The organism is Rhodococcus sp. MPR-R1B (assembly GCF_058793255.1).
Window position 1 is genome coordinate 1 of sequence record NZ_JBXAFO010000011.1, and the last position, 25,297, is coordinate 25,297.

The following is a 25,297-nucleotide window of genomic DNA, read 5'->3' on the forward strand; positions in this document are numbered from 1 at the left end:
CGCCGTGACGATGGCAACGGTCGCACCGAACAAAGCAAACCCGAGTGCCTGTTTCCACATCAAGCCATCATCACCTATCCCGCGGGAGAATTCGGCGCAACAGGTCTGCGACATGTACCTATCGGGGTGGGATCGGTGAAAAGATCCGCATCTCGTCCCGCCCGGGGCGGATGACGCCTGCGGCGGATTCGGGAACCTCGTTCCAGGCGCCGGGAAGGTCGCGCAGAGGCTCGGAGACGACGATTCGGGTCTCCTCACTCAGATGGTGCAGGGCATCCACCTCTGGATGGAGCTTGCGCAACGTGGAAATCTCGGTGGAGAAGAACAACGACCTCGACTGGTGCTCGCTGGAATAGCGAAAGATCCAGGTGGAGATGCCATCCGACGTGGCGACGGTCATCTGAACCGGATTGTCGATTCCCTGCGAGCGGGCCGTGTGCTCGACGAATCCGACGGCCCTCGCGACACCTTCGAACGGATCGTCGGTCAGGCCGAACGTCAGCGCGAGGAAGAACAAGGTTTCCGAGTCCGTCGATCCTTCGAGATCCGGAAAGAGCGACGGATCAATGGCAGTCACCAATTCCCGTTTCATGTCGTGGAATCCGTGTAGTGAACCGTTGTGCATCCACAACCATTGTCGGTGCCGGAACGGGTGACAGTTGCTGCGCTGCACTGCAGTTCCCGTCGAGGCGCGGATGTGAGCGAACAGCAGAGGGGTGCGCAATTGGGAGGTGACTTCGCGCAGGTTCGAGTCGTTCCACGCGGGTTCGATGCTCTTGAAAACTGCCGGTTGGGGGCCTTCCCCGTACCAGCCGATTCCGAAGCCGTCGCCATTTGTCGTCGTGGCCCCGAGTTGAGAATGCAGGCTCTGGTCGATCAGCGAGTGCTGTGGTCGGAACAGCAGGTCATGGGCGAGTATCGGTTCTCCCGAATACGCCATCCACCTACACATACTTTCAACTCAAGCAGATCGAGTCGGCGTTGACGATGCGTGCGCCGTGGCGTTCGTCGTCTGGGTGGGCTTCCATGTAGATACCGCCCAGATCACGACGATGTTCAGCGCGATGATGAGAGTCGACCACCAGGGGTAGTACGGCAGCCACAAGAAGTTCGCGATGATCGAGATCGCGCAGATCACGACGGCCGACACCCGTGCCCAGGTCGCTCCGGTGAACAGTGCGAGTCCGACGAGAGCGACGAGCGCGCCCAACACGAGATGGATCCAACCCCACGTCGTCAGGTCGAACTGATAGACGTAGTCGATCCCGACTACGAACACTTCGTTTTCGGCGACGGCAGCGAGTCCTTGGAAGAACTGCACGATGCCGACCGTCACCAAGATGACGGCTGCCCCGATCGATGTTCCTACCGCGAAACCCTGCTTGACTGATGTTGTATCCGACATGACGGTTTCCCTTGATTCGGTGGGGGCGACCGGACACGTGCCCGGCACGCTCGTTGTAGTGATCGTTGTTCCACCGGCTGACCGCTATGAAACGGAAATACCTGTCCAATGCGGTGAGAAATCAGTGCGATCTGCTCCGATGTGCGGGCGAAATGTAACTTCTGGCCCCTGTTGATGCGATGTACCCCTTGCCTGAACGCGTGTGCGGAGGAATTGCTCGTAACCGAAGTTCACAGAAAACAAGAAGAATTCGGCACGGAATTCGACCTATTTGTCCAGCTGTACTGGTATTTTGACTGAATTGACCGGAAGCTACGGTCCGCGGAAAAGAGTAGCGAGAGAATGACGATCTTCGGCAGGCGTTCCGCGGGCATCACCGCGACGGCCTTCGTCTTGGCGACCGTTGTGTCGACAGCACTCCCCGCAGTGGGATCGGCTGCCCCCGTTTCGCTCACCCGCGCGTGCAACTCGGAAATCAACGAAAATTCGATGTCACTCGATCCGGCCGTGATCGACGGTTGGTACGACATCTCGACTGGATCGCCTGGAACGAAAATCAACTCGATCGAGGCGTGGCGGACAGTGCCGGGAGACATCCTCGAGTTTCGCGCATCGGTGACGATCAGAGCCCACGGAAGTCCCGTCCGAGGGACCCTTCGGATCGACGGCGCCGGCTTGACCGGAGATCAGGATTTGATCTCCAGAATGACGTTGACCCAAGATCTCGGTCGCTCAGGATCAACGGTCACCGATGCCGACGACGGTTCGGTCATCCCCGTACGTGCCAAGCTCGCATTCGACGTCACAACTCCTGGACAAGTCGCGCAGAACCAGACGGTCAACCTCTCGGCAGTCAAGATTGTCTTGGCAGGCGACACCACCGATCCGGGAGGTGAGTGCCCCGGCCCCGGCGGCGGGGGGAATGGAAGCGGTGGCGGAAACGGCAGCGGTGGTGACGGTTCCGGTGGGAACGGTGGGGATTCCGGTGACGCACTTCCCGGTCGTGACGTAGGAAACCGAGTACCAATTGCCCAGATTCCGTCCGGCCCGACTTCTCGTCCGTGACAGCGGCACCTGGATCCACGGCCAGCCGAACGTGGGCCGCTGCAGTTGTGGCGACAATGCTCTTGATCGGCGGATGTTCCGACGACGGTGACTCGCCGACCCGCGTCCTCGCGACCGGCCAACAAGATTTGCCGCCAGAGATTCGCGCGGTGGTCGACGGTCCGGATGTCCCGACCACGCTGCGCACAGGCAACAGCACCGCTGACATCCTGCCGATCAAGACGACGACGGACGGCTCGCTCATTCCGCCCGAGGATGTCAGTGAGATCGGATGGTGGGCAGATTCGGCATTTCCCGGCTCCGGCGCGGGCACCGTGGTGATCACCGGACACGTCAACGACATCTATCAGGGTGACGGTTTCGGAAAGAAGTTCTCGACACTGGAAATCGGCTCGGTCGTGACCGTGGCGGGCGCCGGGGGACAGACCTGGAACTACCGTATCGATGCGGTCGATCACTACGGCAAGGACGGAGAGCTGCCGGTCGAGCGATTGAACAGCCTCGACGGACCCGAAACCCTCGCGCTGATCACCTGCGGCGGCGAGTTCGTCGGTCCGCCGTTCGGATACGAGGACAACGACGTCGCGTGGGGAACTCCGGCGCCCGCATAGCCGAAAACCAGACGTCGGAACGGTTGATAAACTGGGTCCCGCGTTCGTGGCCATCCACGCACGTTTCGAAAGTCCGAAGAAGGAGATTGTGCTGTGGTTGACCTCGCCTATGTCATCGCTGGGTCCGAAGCGACTGGCGGTGCCGGCCTGCAGGTCGACCTGAAGACGTTCCAGGCATTGGACGTCTACGGCGTAGCGACCACCACATGCATCGTCTCGTTCGATCCCAAGAACAACTGGGGTCATCGCTTCGTGCCGATCGCTCCTGACGTGATCGCTGATCAGATCGAGGCTGCCACTGCGGCTCACGATCTGGACGTCGTCAAGATCGGCATGTTGGGCACGCCCGCCACCATCGAGGTTGTGGCAGAGGGCCTGCGTCGGCAGTCCTGGCGCCACGTCGTCCTCGACCCGGTCCTGATCTGCAAGGGCCAGGAGCCCGGCGCGGCTCTCGATACCGATACAGCACTTCGTGATTCGATCCTCCCGCTCGCCACCGTCGTCACACCCAACCTGTTCGAGGCACGCACCCTCGCCGGAATGGACAGCATCGAAAGCGTCGACGACCTCATCGAGGCCGCACGTCGTATCCACGACCTCGGACCCAAGTACGTGCTCGCAAAGGGCGGTGTCGAACTCGCCGGTGGCGACGCCGTCGACGTGTTGTTCGACGGGACCGACCTGACGGTTCTCTCCGCCCCCAAGGTCGGCGAAGAGCGCGTCTCGGGTGCCGGTTGCACGCTGGCCGCCGCAGTGACCGCGGAGCTGGCAAAGGGCGCCGACGTGGGAGAAGCCGTCGCTCTGGCAAAGAAGTTCGTCACGGCGGGCATCGAAGGCCGCGTCTCGGCACACACGCCGTTCGACACCGTCTGGCAGGGCGCGTTCAAGGGATAGGCGCACGGCGGCTCACATCGCCGCGCGCGGCCTGGCAGGATCGAGTGCGTGAGTACTGCGAACCTGAATCGAAGCGAAGTCGCCGAACGATCTCGAGCCATCTCCGTCGCCGGTTACCGGGTGGAGTTGGATCTGCGATCGGCGGTCGACTCCGCCGTGAAGACCTTTTCGACGGTCACGACAATTGATCTGACGTCCTCGGTGGAGTCCACGTGGCTCGATTTCATCGGTGCTGCAGTCGATTCCGTGGACGTCGACGGTGCGTCGATTCCGGTGGAGTACGACGGATCCCGGATCGTGCTGCGCGGACTCGGCGGATCGAACGTCGTTCGGGTGGCAGCTCACGGCAATTACAGCCGTTCCGGTGAAGGGCTGCACCGATTTGTCGACGACGCTGACGATCAGACGTATCTGTACACGCAATACGAGCCCGCCGATGCCAGGCGTGTTTTCGCCTGCTTCGAGCAGCCGGACCTCAAGGCGCCCTTCACATTCGAGGTGACAGCACCTGACGGCTGGGAAGTCCTGTCGAATCAGCCCGCGACCCAGACTCTCTCCGTGGACGGTGCACAACGCGTCACTTTCGCCCCGACGCTGCCGATCTCGACCTACATCACCGCGATCGCGGCCGGGCCGTATCACCGCGTGGCGTCGTCGTGGAGTCGCGGCGAACTCACTGTCGAGTTGGGTGCGCTGTGCCGGGCGTCGTTGGCTCCGTACCTCGATGCGGAGAACGTTTTCGACATCACCCGTCAGGGGCTGGACTTCTACGCCGAGTACTTCGACTATCCGTATCCGTTCGGCAAGTACGACCAGATCTTTGTCCCCGAGTACAACCTCGGCGCCATGGAGAACCCGGGACTGGTGACCTTCACCGAGGCATACGTGTTCCGCGGCACCGCAACCGACGAGCAGCATCAGCGCCGCGCCAACACGATCCTGCACGAAATGGCGCACATGTGGTTCGGCGATCTCGTGACCATGGTCTGGTGGGACGACTTGTGGCTCAAGGAATCCTTCGCCGACTTCATGGGATCGCTGGTCAGCGCCGAAGCTACTCGCTTCACCGATGCCTGGGTAGCATTTGCCATCAAGCGGAAGGCGTGGGCGTACCTCCAAGATCAGCTGCCGACCACGCATCCTATCGTCGCCGACATCGTCGATCTCGAAGCTGCGAAGCTGAACTTCGACGGAATCACCTACGCCAAGGGCGCCAGTGTCCTCAAGCAACTCGTGGCGTTCGTCGGCCGTGACGCGTTCTTCGAAGCGGCACGACGGTACTTCAAGGCCCACGCCTTCGGGAACACCACGCTGGTTGATCTGCTCGACGTGCTCGCGGAGACTTCCGGACGTGATGTGCGCGAATGGGCCCGAATCTGGTTGCAGACCACCGGAGTGTCCACGCTGTCGCTCGACGGAACAGACCTGGTCCAGACGGACCCGAGGCCGCATCGGCTCGCAGTCGGAATATACGACTACAACGAGTCCGGAGACCTTGTTCGCACCGAACGTGTCGAACTCGACATCACCGAATCACGCACGTCGGTCGACCTTCCGCCCGGAGCACTCACACTGCTCAACGACGAAGACCTCACCTACGCCAAGGTGCGATTGGACGCGGAATCTCTGTCCACTGTCGAGGCATCCCTGGACCGCGTGAGCGATCCGCTTGCGCGCGGGGTGATCTGGTCGTCGCTGTGGAACTCGGTGCGTGATGCGCAGCTCTCGGTGTTCCGGTACCTCGACATGGTGGAACGATTCGCTCCCGCGGAGACAGATCTTGCGATTCTCAGCTCGATCCTGACCGATGCCCAATACGCGGTTCTTCACTACGTTCCGAAAAGCTTGCGGCCCAATGTAAGTGCAGGCTGGTTGGAAACGACCTGGAAGGCGGTGTTCGAAGCCGAACCGGAGTCCGGAAGACAGCTGGCATGGGCACGGGCTCTGTCGGCCGCTGCAGCGGTCAACGATGCTCGCGCCGACGAGGTGCGGTCGATACTCGACGGCACCTGCCCGGGGCCGGTCGGACTGGCTCTCGATCCTGATCTGCGGTGGGCATTGTGGATCGCCCAGTCGGCGACCGGCCATGCGAGTGTGAGCGACTTCGATGGTGAGCTGAGCAAGGACAGCACGTCAGCGGGTCGAACGGCGTACGTCCGCGCCGCGGCGTCGATTCCCGATGCCGAGACCAAGGCGGCTGCCTGGGCGTCGGCGACCACTGACGGCTCACTCTCGAACGACCGCCTGGATGCGACGATCGCCGGATTCCGTTCGGGCACGGACCCGTCGTTGATCGAGGGATATGCGGCAGAGTACTTCTCGTCCCTGGGGAAGTGGTGGTCCGAACGCAGCATCGAGATCGCCCGACGGTTGGTGAACGGACTCTTCCCGGCAGCTGAAGACACCTCTGCTGTCGATTCCTGGATCCAGGCCAATGCGGAGGCGCCCGCGTCGCTGCGGAGGCTTGTTCTCGAGCGTCGGGATCACCTGGCCCGAGACCTACGTGCCCAGGCGTCGAACGCGGTGATCTGACGCCATCAGCTCCGAAATGTCCTGTTCTTGGATATTGTCTAAACAGGGCTGCGACGGGAGACGACGTGCACACGATCACGGATCTGTCGCTGGTCACGGGCCCGGTTCCGCCCGTGGTGACGGTGCTCGGAATTCTGGCACTTCTGTGGCTGATCTTCTCGAGATCGAGGCGTCACGTCCTGATCTCGATTCCGGTCTGCATCGTCGCGGCAATCGCGATCACTCTCGTGCTGTACTGGCTGATCGAGAAGGTGTGGCACCCGTTCCCCGATCCGATTGCCCGTCCGGTCTACGTGTGGATCGGGTTGGGCATTCTCGGCGTGCTGCTGGGTGTTTCGCGGGTATTTGCGGCGACGCGGATCGACGGTCGCGTGCTCACCGTGGTCTCCGTGCTCCTGGTGGTCGTGTCGAGCGCGGCTCACGTGAATCTGCAGTTCCAGTCGTATCCGACGTTGGGAACAGCGCTGGGACTCTCGGACGCGGAGAAGGTTTCACTCGCAGACCTGGACGACGGCAAGGACGGGGCGGTACCGGTTTCGCAATGGAAGGCTCCCACGGACATGCCGTCGGCGGGCAAGGTCAGCACGGTCACGATTGCGGGGACGGTCTCCGGATTCAGCGCCCGCGACGCCGAGATCTACCTACCGCCCGCGTATTTCACCAACCCACGACCGGAGTTGCCCGTGTTGGTCCTGCTAGCCGGCCAACCAGGCGCGCCCGAGGACTGGCTACAGGGCGGACGTCTCGTCCAGACCATGGACACCTACGCCGCTGCGCATTCGGGCTTGGCTCCCGTTGTCGTCGTTGCTGACGGGACCGGGTCGGAACTGGCGAATCCGCTCTGCGTCGATTCCCAACTCGGGAACGTCGCGACGTACCTTTCGCGCGATGTTCCCGACTGGGTGCGCGGGAACCTCCAGGTGGATCCCGACCCGAGGAAGTGGGCGATCGGGGGACTTTCCTACGGCGGCACCTGCGCGTTCCAGATGGCGACGAACTTCCCCGCGGTCTATCCGACGTTCCTGGATCTGTCCGGTCAGATCGAACCCACACTCGGCGATCGCAAGCAGACGGTCGATGCAGCGTTCGGCGGCAATGAAGCCGCGTTCGTGGCAGTGAATCCGCAGGATCTGCTCCGGGAGAAGAAGTTCCCCGACAGCGCCGGGGTGTTCGTGGTCGGCAAACAGGACAACGACTACCGCCCAGGTCTTCAAACGCTCTACGAAGCCGCAAAGGCCGCAGGGATGGACGTCCAGTACGCCGAGGTCGACGGAGGGCACAGCTTCCAGGTGTGGTCGGCTGGATTGGCGAGTCAATTAGGTTGGCTGGGAACGCGACTCGGCCTGCCCGGATGAACGATCGTCCGGAAGTTCCGAAGACCCGATGATCAGCGGGTGAATTCTTCCGGTCGCCCCGGCTTCGGAGCCCAATCCCTGTGGATCCGCCACACTCGCGAGCCGAAGGTCGAGTGCGCCGGTCCATTCTCGGGTCAATTGCGCATCGAGTGCGTCGACGCGCTCGAGTAGCGGAGGGTGCTGGTCCGGCGGGCAGGCTTCGAGCAAGGTCGCGAATACCGCGCGTAGACGGCGCTGGACCTGCGCGGAATTGGTACTGAAGTGCCGGATCTCGTCGGTGGCGACGGACACGTAATCGGTCCAGGTGCGTTGCTGCCCTCTGATCAGCGTGAGATCCGAGGTTGATGTGTCGAAGCGGACCCGCGGGGCGAGAAGTACCAGAAGATCTTCGATGTGGTCGAGAGCCTGGACGGCTCGGCCCGGGTCGTTGATGGCGGGTGACAGTGCCTTGAGCGCGATGTCCACGATCGACTGCAGCGCTGCACCGGGGCTGACGACCGGGCTGTGCGTGTCACCGAAGATCAAGCACGACATCAAGGTGTCCGGGCGTAACTTCAGCGAGGGTCCGCGTACCTCGAAGAGGGGCGCGTTCTGGGCGACGAACTCGCCGATGCTGGGGACGACTTCGACCGAGACGTCCCAGCGGCCGGCCAACCGCTGCAGTCGTGCGAGATCGATCGCCAGCAGAATCCGGCCGTCTGGTGAGAGGTGGCGCAGGCGAATCACCAGTGCGTCGGCGCTCTCGGAGTTCTCGGACTCGCGCGGTTGGGGTAGGGGGAGCGGCTGACTGGGTTTCGGTGCGCCAGAGGGCAGGTCCTCGTACAGCGGATAGGCACGAATCGTCGCGCTCCGGCCCTGGGCCGCTATCCAACGCAGCAACCGACTGGAATTGAGAATCGACCCGACCTTCGCCACCAACGCGATGAACAGGATCGCACTGGCCAATGCCAGAAGCAGTGCGATCGCCGTGGAGATGGTCGGTGAGGAATTCTCCGAATCGAGCGCCAGATCGAGCGCAATGATCAAGGAGAAGACGAACGTGGCCAGAAACATGCCGATCGACCACCGCATCACCCGCTGCTGCGCAAGCATCGGGACCACCCGCACCGAAATCTGCGATGCGCCGAACTGCATTGCGAGGGTGATGGCGGTGAACACCAGACCGGTGAGAGTGATCATCCCGCCGGCGATGACGCTGAGCAGCGTCGCGGTGGCCCCGGCGTCCACGCCCTCGGAAATGGTACCGACGTCGCTGTCGCTGACGAGATCTCCGTCGATCCCGACGAGGATGTTCGCGGTGACGACGGACAGGACGACGAGGATCACGGGGAGACGCCAGACGGGGACTGTTCGTAGTCGTCGGCGAGTTCGACGCCAGCGAATTCTGTCCGAGAGCCGCCGCGACAATCCGACCTTCGACGTGGGGGTTGTGGTGTCGACGACGGGGAGCGGTGGTGGGGGCGGGGGAGCGGAACCGAAACTTCCCGACACCGTTTCCTGCACGTAGATCTTCGCGTGGATCATCGGCTCGCGATAACGCTGTTCACGGGCCACTGCCCGGCTCATCTTCGCCGGCTTGTCGCGGTAACGCGAGCGCGCCCACGGCGCACCCGGGCGACTCAACCGAATTGCTCCGATCAACAGAAGTGGGGTGAAGAACAGCCCGATCAAGCCGGTCCAGAGTTTGCCCTTCATCAACGTGATCACGGCGAGTCCGAGTTGGATCACGATCGCGACGACAACGCCGATCAACGTCGCCAGGCTACGGTCCTCCTCGTACGGGTCGAACTCTCCCGCGAACCCGATCGGGTGGACCCCGAGAAGGAAAAGGAACGAGATCGCGATGGCAACGAACACTGCGTCGATGGACGAGCGACCTTCCTCGGCCCAGTAGACATCGCGCAGATGCAACACGAGTGCGTACTCGTCGAGGACCAACGCGCTGCCGATACCGAACACCGACGCGAGAACACAATTGGCGATCGGGGTGTGATAGTCGGCCAGAGCGATGAAGGCGAAGCCGGACACGAGCATCATCATCAAACCGAAAACCATGTGGTGGATGTGCATTCCACCGGGCGTGACATTGCCTGGCCACCACGAGACCTCGGCCCGGATCATCCGGACGCTGAAGCGGATGAACAGGAACGTCAGGACAAAGGCGAGTAGGAGGAAGAACAGCGGGAGCCTGCCGGTGTCGACGACCGTGTGCTCGAACCAGGACCGCACGGCGTCAACTCTTGCTGGTGGCGAGCTTGATCAGCTGAGGAGCCGTTGCGTCGGGCAGGTATGCACGCGTCAGTGCGATTCCGATCCGAGGCAGGTCGGCCTCGTCGCGGAAACACAGGAAAACGGGTTCGTACCTCGGCTTGAACTTCTTCTTGAACGCGTGAAGAGACCGGAAGCCGTACAGCGGTTCCATCGCGGCTCCGAGCATGTCCAGCAGGCGGTCCATCGATGCGGCGTCGGCGCCGTCGTCGCTGCGTGCGAGCGGTGCTCCGGACAGTGAGACGAATTGGGCACCTTGTTCTTTGAACTCGAGGGCCGACGATGCGATGAGGAACTCGACCACCGGACGGAACCCGTCGGGACGTCGACGCATGACATCGAGTGTCCAACCCTGAACCACGCCGCCTTCGCCGTACACCGGCAACCACGAGGTGACGCCGTGAATGCTTCCGGTCGGGTCGACGGCCAAGCCGACCCGGACGTCGCGGTCGAGCGCCTCCTCGACGCTTCCGAGGGTGAATCCCATCTCGGGTAGCCCCTTGTCGCCCACCCATTCCTCGGAGATGGCGCGCACCTGAGCCAATACGGAGAACGGCTCGTCGGCCAATGTTGTCATCCGGAAGGTGATGTCGTCCTTCTTGGCCTTGTTGAGCGCCGAGCGGATGTCCTGCCAGGATTTACCGGTGAACTGCAGTTCTGGTAGGTCGACGATCGTGTCTTCGGCGACCTGAACGGTGCGCCAGCCACGCCGGGTGGCGGCGTCGGCTGTCTCCTTCCCCACGGAGAACAAGCAGGGAGTGAGGCCGTTGGCTTCGGACATCGTCGTGAATTCGTCCACCGCTGCGGCGAGTCGGTCGGGGTTCGCTATCGGATCGGCCAGGACCACGACGACACCGACATGCCGTTGGAATGCAACGACGCTCTCACCCGACTCGCCGAAGTAGTAACTGTTGCCGTCCCACGTCGTCATCCACGACATGGTTCCGCCGCCGTGTCGTTTGAGCAGTTCCCGAGCGGCGGCGCGCGGATCGTTCCCGGACAACGGCCCGCCTCGAATCTTGCGCCGCATCGGTACGTGAAAAGCGTGGCGGCCCTTGATCAACAAGATGAGTTCGAGAAGCCAGAGCAGCGCGGTACCGACCGTGACGGCGCCGGCGCTCTCGTAGTCGAAGAAGATGACCGAGACGAGGACGAGGGCGGTGGCCAAGACCGTCAGTGAACCGAACACCACGGCAACCCACCAGGCCCAGCGGCGACCTCGTCGCAACTGGTCCGCGATCAGGGCAACGATGACCACGTCGATCAATGCCGTCCAGCCCGAACCGGTTTCGGCTTCCGTCGGCCCGAACGGTCCGCTTCCGGGGAACAGCCAGACGGCGATCTCGACCACGCCGATCAGGAGCAGGCCGATGAATCCGAGCAGGCGGATCTCGCGTCGCGTTCGGGGGATGAACCCGCGCTCTCCGTCGCCGAAGAACTTCTCGCCCACCGGCAGGAATATCGCGACCGCGATGAGGTGCTGCACGTCGGCGAGGCGGCCTTCGAAGAGGAACGCGATCGCAATGTACGCACACAGAATGGCGCGGACTCGCATTCGCCAGGGCGAGCGGAGTGTTGCTGTGGTCGCGGCGAGTGCGGCGATGATTGCGGTGGTCACGCCGACGTCGCGGTGGGTGGCGAGGTTGCGAGCCCAATCCCAGTCGGTGTGGCTGCCCGCCCAGAGGAGGAGCGATGCACCGAGTTCGCCCGCCAACTGACCGCTGATCGTGACGATGGCCGCGTTCTTGGTTCCCAGGCGCCATTCGCACCAGCCGACCGCGAAGGCAAAAACGACGATGATCGAAACATACTGACCCGGCGTCAATCCGAAGAACCACCCCGTGACGAGAGTCCACCACTTGCCTTCCTGCAAGGCAGGAACTCCGTAGGCGATGTCGTTGAACCACGAGTAGGTACGGACGTGATTCCACAGGGCGCCGGTCGCGATCCCGACGACGGTGATGGTGAGCACGACGCTCGCGGTGAACGGCACACGCCGCAGGACGCTCAGCGTGTCGGAGGCAAAGCGAGAGGCCCGATTCGACGCGCCCGGCGCGCTCTGGTCGGTCTGCGGGGTGGGGGTCTGGGACTGCTCAGCCATCGAGGTTCTCTTCTCGCCATGCCGCACGGTGGATTCTGCCTGTTCAGCATGACAGGAATACAGACCGATAATCAGGCGAAGCGGCCAAAATGGACCAGACTGGCTGAGGGTCTCAGTCTCGTGGCGCTACTGTCGAGCCATGGTGAACGGAGATTTACTGAATCGGGACCACGTGGTCGCCTCACTTGCCGCTTTCGAACCTCGGTCGGTCGAATTGGACGGAAGGCGCTCGGCGTCGGTGGTCATCGTCGTCATGCGGACTGCGGACGGAACACCAGTGTTCCCGGTGACGAAGCGGCCAAGCAAGATGCGCGCCCACCCCGGTCAATTCGCGTTGCCGGGCGGAAGCGTCGACCCGGGCGAGTCGTCCGAACAGGCAGCGGTTCGGGAACTTTCCGAGGAGCTGGGTGTCGACGTTCCCGAGTCGAAGATCATCGGCCGGCTCGACGACTACGTCACTCGTTCGGGATTCGTGATCCGGCCGTTCGTCATGTGGTCGGGCGAGGACATCGGGGGACTGGTACCCAATCCCGACGAGGTGGCCCAGGTGTATGCCGTCACGTCGGAGGAGCTCGACGTGGACTCGCGCTTCGTCACCATCGAGGAGTCACCGAACCCGGTGATCCAATGGCCGTTCCGAACGAGCCTGATCCATGCGCCGACCGGAGCCGTCATCTATCAGTTCCGCGAAGTGCTGAACGGACGGCACACGCGCATCGACAAGCTCGAGCAGCCGGTGTTCGCCTGGAGATAGGGGCAGCTCGACACGCTCGGGACAGTTCAGGCTACGGCGCCTCGGCGAATAGTCCGTCGTGCTGTGGAAAGCTGGCCGCACGGCAATCGAACGACGCGAGGTGTGTGCAGTGAACTCTGGCGAACAAGAACCGATCCCCACGGATCGGATTCTCACTGTTCCCAACGTGCTCAGTATCGTGCGTCTACTCGCTCTGCCACTGTTCGCCTACCTGCTGCTCGTCACGCACTCGGACGGCTGGGCATTGGCGCTGCTGATGCTCAGCGGGTTCACCGACTGGCTCGACGGCAAGCTGGCCAGAGTGCTCGGACAGACCTCGCGTCTGGGAGCGCTTCTCGACCCGCTGGTCGATCGTCTGTACGTCGTGACGACACTGGTCACCTTCGTCGCCCGCGATTTCATTCCCTGGTGGGTCGCAGCGATACTCATCGGCCGTGATCTTCTGCTTGCGTTGACGCTGCCGATCTACCGCAGGCGTGGCCTGCCACCGCCCGAGGTGGTTTATCTCGGCAAGGCTGCGACCTTCCTACTGATGTTCGCGCTGCCGTTGATTCTTGCCGGGCACGGAGACTGGGCCATCGGACCGTTCACCCATGCCTTCGGTTTCGCTTTCCTGATCTGGGGAACCGTCCTGTACGTGTGGACTGCCGCGATCTACGTGCTCAAGGCCGTTGACGTTGCGCGAACCCACGAGGTCGTGCCCCGATGAAGTCGACCGGGGAGGACGTCCGTCGTAACCCGGTACCGTCGCTGCTTCGGTCACTCATGACCGAACATCTCGACCCGGGCTACGAGGCAACTGCATTCGAACGCCAGCACGAGCACACCAAGAACAGATCCTCGAAGACGGGGCCGTGGCTGGCCCTCGGCGCACTGTTGATCGGGTTCATCGTCACGGTCTCGGCTGTTCAGGCGACGAAGCAGGTGACCGGCACCGAAGAGGTTCGAAGCGAGTTGGTGGCGAAGGTCCGTGATGCGGAGGATCGAATCGATTCACTGGCCGCGTCCCGCGATTCACTCGGCGGCGCCGTCGACGCCGCGCGCGGCGTGGCGCTCGAAGGCGATGCACGCGGCAGCGCCGTCCTCGACCAACTGCGAGCGGTCGAATCCGGCGCAGGAGCCGAAGCTGTTCACGGAGAGGGACTGGTGGTGACGTTGACCGACCCGGCCGGACGCCCGAACCTCTCGGATGCGTCGCAACGGAGTGTCGGCGGTAAGACAGTTGTCCTCGATCGCGATCTGCAGACCGTCGTAAACGCCCTGTGGGCTGGGGGAGCGGAGGCGATCGCCGTCGGCGGCGTGCGAATCGGGCCGACGGTGACCATTCGTCAGGCGGGCGGCGCGATGCTCGTCGACAACCAACCTGTTTTCTCCCCGTACCTCGTCGAGGCGATCGGAGACACGCGAGCACTGCAGCGGAAATTCGTCGTCAGCGACGCCTACGTGAGAATGTCTAGCGTCTCGCAACTGTACGGAGTCGGTTTCGCGGTGGCCGAAGACGATTCGTTGACTCTGCCGCCTGCGGCGCCTCGCGCCGTCCGAGTGGCAACAGAACCCACAGAACCCAAGTGACAGAAGGAGTTCGATGAAGGCCGGTTCCGCCCTGTACGGACTCGCAGCACTGGTCGTCGGCATCGTCCTGGGCGTAGTTTTCAGCCCGCAGGTGCCCGACGTGATCCAGCCCTATCTTCCGATCGCTGTCGTTGCGGCGCTCGACGCCGTCTTCGGTGGACTACGCGCGTATCTGGACGAAATCTTCGACGCGAAGGTGTTCGTGGTTTCCTTCGTCTTCAACGTGCTTGTCGCGTCGTTGATCGTCTGGCTCGGTGATCAGTTGGGTGTCGGTACTCAACTCTCGACGGCGATCGTCGTCGTGTTGGGTATCCGGATCTTCGGCAACGCAGCGGCATTGCGACGCCGACTGTTCGGAGCGTGAGTCATGGCGGAACATTCCACGACCGAACCGGAAGAAGAACCTCCCGTCACCACTGCGGGTGAAGGTCGTCACGAGTTGCGTTCACCGTCCAAACACCGCACCAACGTCGTCTTCGCAATCCTCGCTGCTGTGCTGTTGGGCGTGCTCGGCGTTGCGATTGCCACACAGGTACGCAGCACAGTGGCCGGAGATTCACTCGACGCCGCGCGCCCTGCCGACCTCCTGGTGGTTCTCGACAATTTGAATCGGCGCGAAGCCGCGCTGAGGCAGGAAGTCGCGAATCTTCAGGAATCGCTTGCCACTTTGGAAGCCGGTGGCAACACGGGAGCAGCGCTGGACGAGGCGCGGGCGCGGCTGACCTCACTCTCCATTCAAGTGGGGACCGCTCCGGCCACTGGACCGGGTGTGACGATGACCCTGACAGATCCGGCGGGCGGCGTCGGATCGGAAGTGATTCTCGATCTCATCCAGGAACTGCGTGCTGCCGGTGCCGAAGCCATCTCGATCGCAGGTGCGAACGGCGAACCCATTCGTATCGGCGTGAACTCGTGGGTGAGTGGGCGCGGCGGCGAGATCGAATTGGACGGAACCCGGATCGAGCAGCCGTACACTGTGACCGCGATCGGAGATCCGCCGACATTGGCGGCAGCGTTGAACATTCCCGGAGGCGTCTTCGACAATGTCGCACGCAATGGCGGAACGTCGTCCGTCGAGCAATCGCAGCAGGTCACGATCTCCGTCTTGCGACAATTGAATCCGCGCCAATACGCTCAACCCGGAAATTGATCTTTTTGCGTCCGACTTTCGGACGGCCTGTGAAAGGAAGCCACTGTGAGTGAGCTCGATACACCTACCGATCTGCGCTACACCGCGGAGCACGAGTGGGTGAAGCGAACCGGCCCGACCTCAGTTCGAGTCGGTATCACCGACTTTGCTCAGTCGCAGCTCGGTGACGTCGTGTTCGTCCAGCTTCCCGCTGTCGACGAAGACGTGACCGCCGGTGAATCGCTCGGTGAGGTCGAGTCGACCAAGAGCGTCTCCGACATCTTTGCTCCGTTCACTGCGAAAGTTCTTGCAGCGAACGGTGAATTGGACGGACAGCCCGACCTCGTCAACACCGACCCGTACGACACGGGTTGGTTGGTCGAACTCGAGGTTGCCGACGAGGCCACACTCGACGCCGCACTCGCGGCAACTCTGGACGCGGAGGCATACAAGGGACTCACGTCCGAGTAGAAAACCTGCGCGTGGACCGGCCAACTCGTGTTGTGTCGCGGCCTGTCTCGCTGCACACGGCGGTCTGCGCAGGGTACGGTCGTTAGGTACGCATGTGCCGAGTCGGGGCGCAGGGCCGTATCGAACGTGACTGTGAAAGATGCTCGTGAAGAAAGTGCACTGCGTAGTCCAGTGATTCATGATCTGGATGATTGACCCAGGAGGAGAAACAGTGAGCGAGAACGGTAACGACGCGGGCTATGGGGAGTCGCCGGCGGAGACCACTTCGGTTTTCCGCGCGGACTTCCTCAATGAGCTCGACAACACCTCCTCTGCAGCACCGGCCGCCGAGCAGCCGGTTTCGGGCGTGGAAGGCCTTCCCGCCGGAGCCGCACTTCTGGTGGTCAAGCGGGGACCGAATGCAGGATCCCGCTTCTTGCTCGATCAGCCGACGACGTCGGCAGGTCGGCACCCGGACAGCGACATCTTCCTGGACGACGTGACCGTCAGCCGTCGTCACGCCGAGTTCCGTCAGGAAGATGCAGATTTCCACGTCGTCGACGTCGGAAGCCTCAACGGCACCTACGTCAACCGTGAGCCTGTCGATTCGGCAGTTCTCGCGAATGGTGACGAGGTTCAGATCGGCAAGTTCCGTCTGGTGTTCCTCACCGGCCCTCGTGCCGGCGGTTCGCAGGTCGGCGAGTCGTCAGCAGGTGCGGGTAGCTAATGACGGCAGTGCGGCAGCAGAGCCAGCCCGGAATGTCGATTGGTTCCGTGCTGGATCGGTTGCGTCCAGATTTTCCCGACGTGACGATTTCGAAGATCCGTTTCCTCGAGTCCGAGGGCTTGATCAGCCCGCAACGGACACCGTCGGGATACCGCAGATTCTCTGTCGAGGACTGCGAGCGTCTTCGCTTCGTGCTGACCGCTCAACGCGATCAGTACCTGCCGCTCAAAGTGATCAAAGAACAACTCGAAGCGATCGACAGTGGCGCAGCGACGGTGAGTGCAGAAGTTCCTGCGCCTCGTCGTGCTCGCGTCCTGTCGATCGCTACGGGCGATGTCTCACCCGAGGCGTTCCGGGTCGATCGCGAAGTTCGAGTCGGTCGTCAGGATCTTCTCGCGCGCGCTGACATCGACGATCGGTTTCTGACCGATCTGATCCGCACCGGTTTGGTCGTTCCCGGCGCGGCGGGCTTCTTCGACGAGGATGCCGTGACGTTGGCGCGCACCGCTAAGGCGATGTCCGAGTACGGCTTGGAGGTTCGCCATCTGCGCGCGTTCAAGTTGGCTGCTGATCGCGAAGCGGGACTGGTGACTCAGATCGCCGGACCGGTTGCCAAGGGTCGTGACGCCGGAGCACGTGATCGTGCCGAGGAAATGGTGCGGGAGCTGGCCGCTCTGTCACTGACTTTGCACACGTGTCTGGTCAAATCGGCAGTTCGGGGAAGTCTCGATCGCTGAGTTCCTCGATCAGCGGGGCACACTCGAATAGAATTTCAGTACGACCGCATCGGAGTCGGTCGGCTGGATCACGTCAGGTTGGAGGCAAGCTCGATGGGCGAAATGCGTGTGATCGGAGTTCGTGTCGAGCAGCCTCAGAATCAGCCGGTCCTGTTGCTGCGAGAGTCCGACGGCGATCGGTACCTGCCGATCTGGATCGGGCAAACCGAAGCTACCGCGATTGTTCTCGAACAACAGGGAGTCGAGCCGGCGCGGCCGCTGACTCACGACCTGATCAAGATCTTGATCGAATCTTTCGGTCGGAGCCTCAAGGAAGTTCGGATCGTGGACCTGCAAGAGGGCACTTTCTACGCGGATCTCGTCTTCGACGAGCAGACCACTGTCTCGGCACGTCCGTCGGACTCGATTGCATTGGCCCTGCGCATCGGCGTTCCGATCTTCGCGTCGGAGGCTGTTCTCGCCGAGGCCGGTCTGGTCATTCCCGACGAGCGCGAAGACGAGGTCGAGAAGTTCAAGGAATTCCTCGACACCATCTCGCCGGACGATTTCAAAGCCACTGATGGTTAGCCTGAATTGACTGGTTGCGGACTTTAGTCTTCAACTCTCAAGTAGAGGTTGAGTCTCGGTCGGCGTGTTGCGTTGACCATGCACCCTCCTGGACTTACCGTTGCGTGCGGTGGAGATCTTCTCGCCTTGTCGATCGAGGCGTACTCTGGGTAAGTCCACTCATGGAATTACCTGCCTTGGATTCACATCTGAAAGTTCGGTCGGCACGGGATTCTCGTGACTGCTGATAGCACAGGTTGGTTACATGATGGCGAAGCGAGAGGGAGACGGCAGTGGAAGAACAGTCGAATGAGCGCGGGACGGGCATAGCCGGTAGTGCCGCGACTGCAGAAATGTCTTCCGAAGAGCTGCAGCCGGGCTTGTTCCCGGACGATTCCATCCCCGACGACCTCGTCGGATATCGAGTACCCAGTGCGTGCCAGATCGCCGGGATCACGTACCGCCAACTCGACTACTGGGCACGGACGTCGTTGGTTGTTCCGTCGATCCGTGGCGCTGCCGGATCCGGAAGCCAACGTCTGTACTCCTTCAAGGACATTCTCGTTCTGAAGATCGTGAAGCGTCTGCTCGATACCGGCATCTCACTGCAGAACATCCGCGTTGCCGTCGATCACCTCCGTAAGCGTGGCGTCCGCGATCTTGCCAACATCACTCTGTTCTCCGACGGCACCACCGTGTACGAATGCACGTCCCCCGAAGAGGTCGTCGACCTCCTCCAGGGTGGGCAGGGCGTATTCGGCATCGCAGTCAGTGGCGCGATGCGTGAACTCACCGGAACGATCGCCGACTTCCCCGCCGAGCGGGCCGACGGCGGCGAAAGTGATCCCAACCCGGAAGACGAGTTGGCTTCGCGACGCAAGAATCGCGCCAGCCGCAAAACCGGATAACGTACGTCACATCTCTTTGGAGGATGCCACGGTGCAGGTAGGCGTTTCGGTCAACTAGACTGAGCCTGCGTCGCCGGCGTACGGGAGAGCCTCGGATACCGATTCACCGAACTTGTCTTTGTTTCAGTCTTTGTCTCAAAGGTCAGTCGTGAGCGGGATCAGGGCGCCGAAGGAGCAATACCTCCCCGTCAATCTCTCAGGCACCAAGGACCGTACGGGCTCCGACGCCTCTGGAAAGCGGTGGGACAACCCACCCGCCGACGGGGAAAGGCTGTGGCTTCCGCCTTCGGCGGATCACTACCGAATCTCTCAGGCGCTCGGGAATCGAGCATGCGACAGAGGGGGAGGAACACACCGCAGTTCGGTGTGTGTCCTGATCCTCCGATCTGTCTGGGAGTTGTCGTGATCGACGCTGCAAGCCGTATATTTGCCGACCGCCATGTCGGTCCGAACGCCGCGGAACTCGCGCGCATCCTCGAACTCGTCGGGGTCGATTCACTCGACGAACTGGCAACCAAGGCCGTTCCCTCCGTCATCCTCGACGCTGCCCCGAACGGCATCGCTGCCGGACTCGACGCTCTGCCGCTTCCGGTCGGAGAGCACGAGGCACTTGCCGAACTGACTGCACTCGCAGCCCAGAACACCGTCGCGACGTCGATGATCGGCCTCGGCTACTTCGACACGTTGACGCCGCCGGTGTTGTTGCGCAACATCATCGAGAACCCGGCCTGGTACACCGCGTACACCCCGTATCAGCCGGAGATCAGCCAGGGCCGTCTCGAAGCCCTCCTCAACTTCCAGACCATGGTCGCCGATCTCTCCGGCATGGAACTGGCAAACTCGTCGATGCTCGACGAGGCCACCGCCGCTGCCGAAGCCATGACGCTCCTGCGCCGCGCGAACCGCAGCAAGTCCCCACGATTTGTCGTCGACGCCGATCTCTACCCGCAGACCCTCGCCGTCATCGAGACTCGCGCCGAGCCGCTCGGCATCGAGATCGTCCCCGCGGACCTCACCGCTGGTCTTCCGGAAGGTGACTTCTTCGGCGTCATCGCCCAGATCCCAGGTGCCTCGGGACGAGTCGTCGATTACACCTCGATCATCGCGGAAGCTCACGAGCGCGGCGCACTGGTTGCCGTCGGCGCCGACCTCCTCGCGATGACGCTCATCACCTCACCCGGTGAGCTCGGCGCGGATGCGTGCTTCGGAACCACCCAGCGTTTCGGTGTTCCCATGGGATACGGCGGACCGCACGCCGGTTACCTGGCCGTGCACTCCAAGCATGCGCGTCAGCTGCCCGGCCGCTTGGTCGGCGTCTCCATCGACGCAGACGGAGACAAGGCGTACCGCCTGGCGCTGCAGACACGTGAGCAGCACATTCGCCGCGAGAAGGCGACGTCCAACATCTGTACCGCTCAGGTGCTCCTCGCCATCCTCGCTGCGATGTACGCGAGCTACCACGGCGCCGAGGGACTCAAGGCGATTGCGTTGCGCGTCGCTGCCCGCGCACACGCGTTGGCAAACGGCCTGCGCGAAGGCGGCGTGACCGTCGTCCACGATTCGTTCTTCGACACCGTGCTCGCTCAGGTTCCGGGCAAGGCGGCCGACGTCGTCGCTGCGGCCAAGGAATCCGGGATCAACCTGCGTCTGGTCGATGCCGATCATGTCGGTATCTCCTGCGACGAGGCCACGACCGCCGACCACGTCCTTGCCGTGCTCGACGCGTTCGGGATCGAGGATGCTGTTGTCGCCATCGAAGCCGAGGGCAATTCGGTTCCGGCTGCTCAGGAGCGCACCTCCGACTACCTGCAGCACGAAGCCTTCACCCGTTACCGTACGGAAACGGCAATGCTTCGCTACCTGCGCGCGCTGTCCGACAAGGACATCGCCCTCGATCGCAGCATGATCCCGCTGGGTTCGTGCACCATGAAGCTCAATGCGACCGCCGAGATGGAATCCATCACCTGGCCCGCGTTCAACGCGATCCATCCGTTCGCGCCGACATCGGATGCGCCCGGTCTGCTGAAGATCATCAAGGATCTCGAAGACTGGCTGGTCGCGGTCACCGGCTACGACAACGTCAGCCTGCAACCCAACGCCGGCAGCCAGGGGGAATACGCGGGCCTGCTCGCGATCCGCAACTACCACCTCAGCCGGGGCGACGACCACCGCGACACCTGCCTCATTCCGTCGAGTGCTCACGGCACCAACGCGGCTTCTGCCGTCATGGCCGGGATGCGCGTCGAGGTTGTCGCCTGCCGTCCCAACGGTGACGTCGACGTCGACGATCTGCGCGCGAAGATCACCGATCACGCCGAGCGTCTCGCCGCGATCATGATCACCTACCCTTCAACACACGGTGTCTACGAGCACGAGATCTCCGACATCTGTGCAGCGGTACACGACGCCGGTGGCCAGGTGTACGTCGACGGCGCCAACCTCAATGCGCTTGTCGGCCTTGCCCGTCCGGGCCGATTCGGCGGCGACGTCAGCCACCTGAATCTGCACAAGACCTTCTGCATCCCGCACGGCGGCGGCGGACCCGGCGTCGGCCCGATCGGTGTGCGCTCACACTTGACGCCGTTTTTGCCCGGACACCCGATGGCCCCCGAACTCGGTGGTGGAGGAACGATCTCGGCGGCGCCGTACGGCAGTGCGTCCATTCTGCCCATCACCTGGACCTACATCCGGATGATGGGTGCTGCGGGCCTGCGCCGCGCCAGCCTGACCGCCATCGCGTCGGCCAACTACATCGCGCGTCGACTCGACGAGTACTTCCCGGTTCTCTACACCGGCGAGAACGGCATGGTCGCGCACGAGTGCATCCTCGACCTCCGGGGGTTGACCAAGGACACCGGCGTCACCGTCGACGACGTCGCAAAGCGTCTGGCCGACTACGGTTTCCATGCTCCGACCATGAGCTTCCCCGTGGTCGGCACACTGATGGTCGAGCCCACCGAGAGCGAGAACCTCGAAGAGATCGACGAGTTCTGCGAGGCGATGATCGCCATTCGCGGCGAAATCGATCGCGTCGGAGCGGGCGAGTGGACGGTGGAGGACAACCCGCTACGCGGTGCTCCCCACACTGCGGGAAGCATTGCAGCGCAGTGGGATCACCCGTACTCGCGTGAGATCGCCGTCTTCCCGCGTGGCAAGGCTCGCCCGAAGGTGTGGCCGTCCGTGCGTCGTATCGACGGTGCACATGGCGACCGCAACCTGGTCTGCTCCTGCCCGCCGATCGAAGCGTTCGCAGGCAACTAAGGCGTGTGCCCGCCGGAGATCATCACCTCTCGCGTACGAGTTCGAGAACAGTGATCTCCGGCGGGGCGCCGACGCGTACCGGCGGACCCCAAGCCCCGGCGCCACGCGTCGTGTACAGCACTGTGTTTCCGACCCTGTCCAAGCCTTGCACCGAAGGCTGCTGCAGCGGAACGAGATACCGCAGCGGCCACATCTGACCGCCGTGAGTGTGCCCGGACAGTTGCAGATCGATACCCATCTCGGATGCCTCGATCGCTTGACGCGGTTCGTGCGCGAGAAGCAAGGCGAAAGTATTCGGATCGCGACCTGCGAGCGCGGCAGTCAGGTTCGGCTCGTACGGGGCCGGCGACGTGTAGTCGTGGATGCCCACGATGTCGATGGTATCGCCGCCATGCTGGATCGAGGTGCGGCTGTTGCGAAGTGTGGTGATCCCCAATGTCTCCCACACGTCGAGCCATTTGCCGCCGTCGTCGGCGTAGAACTCGTGGTTTCCGCTGACTCCGAAGATTCCGTCGGGCGCCCGAAGATCGGCGAGCGGAGCAAGATCGGGAGCAACTTTCGCGACGGTTCCGTCCACGAGGTCGCCGCCGATCGCGATCAGATCGACATTCTGCGAGTTCACGATATCGACCACCTTGCGGGTGAAGTCGACCCCGCGGGCCGGTCCCACGTGCAGGTCGGTGATGAAGGCGATCCGGTATCCGTTGAAGCCCTCAGGTAGGCGAGCGAGCGGCACGCGGACGCGGGAAATCTTGGGGCCCGACGCCTCGTAGACGCCGTAGCCGGCGGTGCCGATCGCCGCGAGAGTGACTGCTGCCGTAGCCAACTGCAACGTACGACGCTTGGCTGGGTCGACTTCGGTCGTGGTATCCGTGTGGCGTGCACGTAGTCGACCGATCCCGGCGAACAGGCCGATCACGAGCAGTCCGGGAATCAGATACAGCCACGAAGCCAGCCAGACCCATCCGACAAATCCGATCGGTCGCGCCCACGATGTCGGAAAGACTTCGCCGCTGCCGACCCCGATGAGCGTCGAGACCGCCAAGACGACAAGCGCAGTGTCGGCGAGACGAGCCCATCGCCTCGGGATGCCGGTGGCGCGAACGAGTCGGCGATGCAGGAACCAGGTCAGAAGGGCGAGAAGGACTGCAAAAACCGCGACGCGCCCCATCAGGACAGCATCTTGGTCACTGCGGCCGCGAGAGCGGGGTCGGACGTCGAATCGACCCGAACCAATGTGCCGCCCGTCCGATCCGAGACGTCTTGGAGTGTGGAGACGTCGTCGCCCGCACCGACGACGATCACGTCGACCTGTACCGGACGCGACGGATTGCCCGCAGCGGCGATCGCGCTGAGCAGTTCGGCTCGCGTCGTGGTGGATTCGTCAGGCGTACTCGAGGTGATCAGCAGCACCGAGTTGACTCGCCCCGCGTCGAAACCGTCCACGGCGGCTTTGTAGGAGCTGGCAAGCGCCGGGTATTTGGAGGTCTTTCCGCCGGCCCGAAGCCCGTTGAGGAAATCGGTGATCGTGGCACGCCGATTCGGCTCGGACAGTGAACCGCCCGGAACCAGGATGCGCTCGGACGGTTTTCCGTCGGTGCCCGTGCTGAACTCGCGAAGGCCGATGTCCGAAGCGTCAGGGCTGCGACCCAATTGGGTATTCACCGCCGAGGCAACGTTCGCCAAGCGGGTAGTGCCACCGTCGTCGGTACCCATCGACGCCGACGTGTCCATCAGGATGGTGGCACTACGCGGCGAGACCGGGTTGGCGACTATGTCACCGAGCGCCGCTGCGGTCTCCGCCGAAGCCGGTTTCAACGTGGACGAGATCTTGGCCGGGGACACCGCCCCGAGATCGGGAAGGTCTTGGCCCTCGACCCGGAAACCGGCGCCGACGAACAACTGTGACTGATTCGGCTCACGCATGAAATCGGCAAACTGTGCCGCTGCGCGCGACGCGGTTTCGTCGATCCCGCTGCCCGAGACGATGACCGCCGGATAGTCCGCGACTGGCGTTGCGCCGGCGGGGGAGTACGTCGTCATCGCCGCGTTCGCGCTCTGCGCTATCGACTGTTCCGTGGCCGGAACGGCTTTCACCGAATCCGGTGTTCCGGCGCTCAGTGCTCCGAGGGCTTCGGCGGTGGACGAGGGGGGAGTCGGCAAGGATTGGAACTGCAACGCCCGTGCACTGAGCGCAGCGTTGACCTGAGCGGACTTCGCCTGATCCGTCGTGACCGGACCGGCACCCGCATCGGCGACGTCGGCAGCGATCGCCTGTGCAGCCATCGAGGTTTCGGTACTTCCGACCGGCAGGGCGACCGTCAGATCGGAAGGCAAAGACTTCCAACTCGATGCTGCGCCGGCCAATGCTGCCGCGGTCTCGGGACCGGCTGCCAGAACGATCGGGGAACTCGCGAGCGAGCGAGGATCACCGTTGATCACGGCCTTGCCCGACAGTGGCGCGAGTTCGAACGAACTCGTCGGGATCCACAGGGAGGGACGCGGTCCCAATGCTGCGTCGTCCCAGGGGGCCGCCGGACCGGCTTCGAGTGCCGTCGAGACCGACGCGGACGGCGCACCGTGCACCACGACGGCGATGCAGTGATCACGCACCACCGGCGAGGTCTGGGTGTACCGCTTCGCCAGTTCCTCGACCTGTGGGGCTATGGACGGATCCGCGGTGACGTCGAGTGTCTTGTTGCCCTCGACGCACGTACCGGCTGCCTGCTGTCCCTGATCGTCGATCCGGTTGCTGAGGGCCTTCCATCCGAAGAAGCCTGCCACGATCAAGACGATCAGCACGACGACGAGAATCGGCCCCTTACTGATACCTCTGGCGCCTGACCCGCCGCGATGTTCGCCCACGTACCTTGCCCTACCTTGGTCACTCGAAGAATGTCTGTTGAACGGACTGTGTCCTCGGCCAGTCTAGTGACGAAACTTCGGGGCCTACGCGAACAGCCTCGACACCGGGAGCGGTGC

22 protein-coding genes and 1 riboswitch are annotated in these 25,297 nt (G+C 63.0%); of the genes, 16 read left to right on the forward strand and 6 right to left on the reverse strand.

Translation table 11 applies throughout. The features are described 5' to 3' along the window. Positions 1-118: 118 nt before the first annotated feature. Both AC1Q61_RS16855 and AC1Q61_RS16860 read right to left on the reverse strand, forming a co-directional pair. Positions 119-940, reverse strand: a complete 822-nt coding sequence (locus tag AC1Q61_RS16855; RefSeq protein ID WP_042924697.1) for a class II glutamine amidotransferase — start codon at positions 938-940, stop codon at positions 119-121. A gap of 21 nt (positions 941-961) precedes the next feature. After that, the gene (locus tag AC1Q61_RS16860; RefSeq protein WP_042924699.1) at positions 962-1,405 is read right to left on the reverse strand and encodes a DUF7144 family membrane protein; all 444 of its coding nucleotides are present in this window, start codon (positions 1,403-1,405) and stop codon (positions 962-964) included. Positions 1,406-1,747: 342 nt separating this feature from the next. Here AC1Q61_RS16860 and AC1Q61_RS16865 point away from each other — a divergent pair, with 342 nt between their 5' ends. From AC1Q61_RS16865 to AC1Q61_RS16885, 5 genes are all read left to right on the forward strand, one after another. After that, positions 1,748-2,470 carry a hypothetical protein gene (locus AC1Q61_RS16865; RefSeq protein ID WP_042924700.1) on the forward strand — a complete coding sequence of 241 codons (723 nt, stop codon included), beginning with the start codon at positions 1,748-1,750 and terminating at the stop codon, positions 2,468-2,470. Further along, a complete protein-coding gene (locus AC1Q61_RS16870; RefSeq protein WP_230358697.1) occupies positions 2,467-3,081 on the forward strand; it encodes a class F sortase in 615 nt (204 codons plus the stop codon). The genes AC1Q61_RS16865 and AC1Q61_RS16870 overlap by 4 nt, the downstream gene beginning before the upstream one ends. Positions 3,082-3,174: 93 nt before the next feature. Continuing rightward, positions 3,175-3,975, forward strand: coding sequence for a bifunctional hydroxymethylpyrimidine kinase/phosphomethylpyrimidine kinase (gene thiD, locus AC1Q61_RS16875; RefSeq protein WP_215515928.1), 801 nt, complete (start codon positions 3,175-3,177; stop codon positions 3,973-3,975). Between the two features lie 48 nt (positions 3,976-4,023). Then, positions 4,024-6,507, forward strand: coding sequence for an aminopeptidase N (gene pepN, locus AC1Q61_RS16880; protein WP_042924702.1), 2,484 nt, complete (start codon positions 4,024-4,026; stop codon positions 6,505-6,507). Positions 6,508-6,572: 65 nt separating this feature from the next. Further along, a complete protein-coding gene (locus AC1Q61_RS16885; protein ID WP_042451019.1) occupies positions 6,573-7,862 on the forward strand; it encodes an alpha/beta hydrolase in 1,290 nt (429 codons plus the stop codon). Here the strand turns inward: AC1Q61_RS16885 and AC1Q61_RS16890 are convergent. Continuing rightward, positions 7,824-10,091, reverse strand: a complete 2,268-nt coding sequence (locus AC1Q61_RS16890) for a DUF2254 family protein (RefSeq protein WP_215515927.1) — start codon at positions 10,089-10,091, stop codon at positions 7,824-7,826. The two genes, AC1Q61_RS16885 and AC1Q61_RS16890, sit on opposite strands and share 39 nt — an antisense overlap. Positions 10,092-10,095: 4 nt before the next feature. Beyond that, positions 10,096-12,231: a bifunctional lysylphosphatidylglycerol flippase/synthetase MprF gene (locus AC1Q61_RS16895; protein WP_042924704.1), complete on the reverse strand. Its 2,136-nt coding sequence runs from the start codon at positions 12,229-12,231 to the stop codon at positions 10,096-10,098. A gap of 139 nt (positions 12,232-12,370) precedes the next feature. On the opposite strand from AC1Q61_RS16895, the gene AC1Q61_RS16900 reads away from it, so the two are divergent. From AC1Q61_RS16900 to gcvP, 11 genes are all read left to right on the forward strand, one after another. Continuing rightward, complete coding sequence (locus AC1Q61_RS16900) at positions 12,371-12,985, forward strand: NUDIX hydrolase (protein WP_003946186.1); 615 nt, start codon at positions 12,371-12,373, stop codon at positions 12,983-12,985. A 109-nt stretch (positions 12,986-13,094) separates the two neighbouring features. Further along, positions 13,095-13,694, forward strand: a complete 600-nt coding sequence (locus tag AC1Q61_RS16905) for a CDP-alcohol phosphatidyltransferase family protein (protein WP_030537518.1) — start codon at positions 13,095-13,097, stop codon at positions 13,692-13,694. Beyond that, positions 13,691-14,557, forward strand: coding sequence for a DUF881 domain-containing protein (locus tag AC1Q61_RS16910; RefSeq protein ID WP_003946177.1), 867 nt, complete (start codon positions 13,691-13,693; stop codon positions 14,555-14,557). The genes AC1Q61_RS16905 and AC1Q61_RS16910 overlap by 4 nt, the downstream gene beginning before the upstream one ends. Before the next feature lie 13 nt (positions 14,558-14,570). Continuing rightward, the gene (locus AC1Q61_RS16915; RefSeq protein ID WP_003946178.1) at positions 14,571-14,921 is read left to right on the forward strand and encodes a small basic family protein; all 351 of its coding nucleotides are present in this window, start codon (positions 14,571-14,573) and stop codon (positions 14,919-14,921) included. Between the two features lie 3 nt (positions 14,922-14,924). Continuing rightward, positions 14,925-15,707 carry a DUF881 domain-containing protein gene (locus tag AC1Q61_RS16920; RefSeq protein WP_007731994.1) on the forward strand — a complete coding sequence of 261 codons (783 nt, stop codon included), beginning with the start codon at positions 14,925-14,927 and terminating at the stop codon, positions 15,705-15,707. Positions 15,708-15,752: 45 nt separating this feature from the next. Next, positions 15,753-16,157, forward strand: coding sequence for a glycine cleavage system protein GcvH (gcvH, locus tag AC1Q61_RS16925; RefSeq protein ID WP_003946160.1), 405 nt, complete (start codon positions 15,753-15,755; stop codon positions 16,155-16,157). Between the two features lie 211 nt (positions 16,158-16,368). After that, positions 16,369-16,863: a glycogen accumulation regulator GarA gene (gene garA, locus AC1Q61_RS16930; protein WP_003946166.1), complete on the forward strand. Its 495-nt coding sequence runs from the start codon at positions 16,369-16,371 to the stop codon at positions 16,861-16,863. Continuing rightward, on the forward strand, positions 16,863-17,600 hold the full coding sequence (gene ftsR / locus AC1Q61_RS16935) for a transcriptional regulator FtsR (protein ID WP_003946161.1): 738 nt from the start codon (positions 16,863-16,865) through the stop codon (positions 17,598-17,600). Before garA ends, ftsR begins: the two co-directional genes overlap by 1 nt. A 93-nt stretch (positions 17,601-17,693) precedes the next feature. Next, a complete protein-coding gene (locus AC1Q61_RS16940; protein ID WP_003946194.1) occupies positions 17,694-18,167 on the forward strand; it encodes a bifunctional nuclease family protein in 474 nt (157 codons plus the stop codon). Between the two features lie 332 nt (positions 18,168-18,499). Next, positions 18,500-19,054, forward strand: a complete 555-nt coding sequence (locus tag AC1Q61_RS16945; RefSeq protein WP_021344354.1) for a MerR family transcriptional regulator — start codon at positions 18,500-18,502, stop codon at positions 19,052-19,054. A gap of 220 nt (positions 19,055-19,274) precedes the next feature. Continuing rightward, positions 19,275-19,403: riboswitch (glycine riboswitch) on the forward strand. A gap of 53 nt (positions 19,404-19,456) precedes the next feature. Then, positions 19,457-22,315: an aminomethyl-transferring glycine dehydrogenase gene (gene gcvP / locus AC1Q61_RS16950; protein ID WP_492650780.1), complete on the forward strand. Its 2,859-nt coding sequence runs from the start codon at positions 19,457-19,459 to the stop codon at positions 22,313-22,315. A 22-nt stretch (positions 22,316-22,337) separates the two neighbouring features. On the opposite strand, the gene AC1Q61_RS16955 is transcribed toward gcvP, so the two are convergent. Beyond that, complete coding sequence (locus AC1Q61_RS16955; protein ID WP_042924709.1) at positions 22,338-23,486, reverse strand: metallophosphoesterase; 1,149 nt, start codon at positions 23,484-23,486, stop codon at positions 22,338-22,340. Continuing rightward, positions 23,486-25,180 (reverse strand): VWA domain-containing protein, encoded by a 1,695-nt coding sequence (locus AC1Q61_RS16960; RefSeq protein ID WP_007732001.1) that lies wholly within the window; start codon positions 25,178-25,180, stop codon positions 23,486-23,488. Before AC1Q61_RS16960 ends, AC1Q61_RS16955 begins: the two co-directional genes overlap by 1 nt. Positions 25,181-25,297: the final 117 nt, after the last annotated feature.